The organism is Pseudonocardia sp. Ae505_Ps2, assembly GCF_001932425.1.
In the GTDB taxonomy this organism is placed as follows: Bacteria; Actinomycetota; Actinomycetes; order Mycobacteriales; family Pseudonocardiaceae; genus Pseudonocardia.
This window is the reverse complement of record NZ_MCIP01000001.1, coordinates 2,414,891-2,416,237: the sequence shown is the minus strand read 5'-3', so window position 1 is coordinate 2,416,237 and position 1,347 is coordinate 2,414,891. Positions and strand designations below refer to the sequence as shown.

The 1,347-nt window shown below is 66.4% G+C and carries 2 protein-coding genes; one reads left to right on the top strand and one right to left on the bottom strand.

Translation table 11 applies throughout. The annotated features are described in order from the left end of the window. Positions 1 to 205 precede the first annotated feature (205 nt). Positions 206 to 718: a GNAT family N-acetyltransferase gene (locus tag Ae505Ps2_RS11560; RefSeq protein ID WP_084786250.1), complete on the bottom strand. Its 513-nt coding sequence runs from the start codon at positions 716 to 718 to the stop codon at positions 206 to 208. 316 nt (positions 719 to 1,034) lie between these two features. Between Ae505Ps2_RS11560 and Ae505Ps2_RS32600 the strand changes: the two genes are divergently transcribed. Beyond that, a partial coding sequence (locus Ae505Ps2_RS32600) for a hypothetical protein (protein ID WP_084786503.1) occupies positions 1,035 to 1,347 on the top strand: 313 nt, incomplete at its 3' end.

The following is a 1,347-nucleotide window of genomic DNA, read 5'->3' as shown; positions in this document are numbered from 1 at the left end:
GACGGCGTTGAAGGACCAGGAGCCGCGCCAGATAGGCCACGGTGCGCTCCCCGATCGGGAGGACAGCGGTGTAGGTGACAGGATCAGACATGCAGGACCTCGGTGACGGTGTCGATCTGTGCTGGACCGAACCGATCTACCGGGGTCCTGCCCCGTTCCCGCTCATCTCACCACCCTCGGCGTGTCGCCACGACCTGCCACCCCGCTACTGAGAACACCTCAATGGGTAGTCCCACTCACGGTGCACCGTGCGTTGGTAGTGGAGCCCCACCGAGTTCATCGTTGCGCGCGACGCGGTGTTGACAGCCATGGTCTCGGCGAACACCCGTGAGAGTCCAAGGTCATCGAACGCATGGCGGATCAGCTCCCGAGCACCCTCGCTGGCCAAACCCTGACGCCAGAATCGACGGAGCAGCCGGTACCCCAGTTCGACCTCGCCTTCGCCGGCAGCGGATTCGGGACGGGTAGACGGATGGAGTAGCCACCAACCGACGAACTGTCCCGCGGTGAAGCCGGCCCACAGGCCGAATCCTGGTGTGTTCTGGGAGATTGCGAGCCGTCTCCGGTGTTGCGCCTCGACCGTCTTCCGGGGGCTGGGCCGCCCGGTCAGATAGCGCATGACCTCGGGATCGGAGTCGACTGCGACCTCGAGCTCCAGATGTTCCTCGGCCAGCGGCGTGAGAAGCAGTCGGGATGTCTCCAACGTGGCCTGCCCCATTCGGACAGTATGGGACACCCGGCGTCAACAGGATCGCGGTGTAATACGCGGCGCCGCGTCGGGGACTGAGCACTTCTCCCCCCGGGGGCCGGCCACGGTCCCCACCGCCTACGGTCCTGCTGCGGTCGCACCTCGCCGATCGCGGCACCACACCCCAGCTGCCGACTCCTCCACGGTGGCCGCGACAGCGATCTTCCAGAGGGCACCCACTGCCGCGCCTGTTCGAACTCCGGCCCCATGTCGGCTGCCCCTTGCCTACTGTCAGGCACGCCCCGAAGATCGCCTGCACGACGGTGCGGGGAAGGAGGGAACCGACATGGCGACTGGCACGCTGATCGCCGAGAGTCTGCGGCTGGGGACGGACTTGGGAGAGCTCGCTCTCCGTGTCTCACGTATCCAGCGGTTCGAGGCCCGTTCGGCGATCGCGGCCCAAGCGCGAATCTGGACCCTGCTCACGTTCGAGGCCGACGACAGCATGGTCACCGAACTGTCGAACCAGCTTTCCCGCGTCCTCGACGAGCCCGGTTGGTATGTCGACATGAGGACGACCGACGAGACCCTCATCATCTTTCCCCACCTGGTGTTTCGGTACCGGCGGGGCGACGCTGAGGGCCGTCGCGCCGCGGAGA

Coding starts and splice junctions, on each gene's coding strand:
- Ae505Ps2_RS11560 (WP_084786250.1), bottom strand. CDS start 718: ATGGGGCAGGCCACGTTGGAGACATCCCGACTGCTTCTCACGCCGCTG.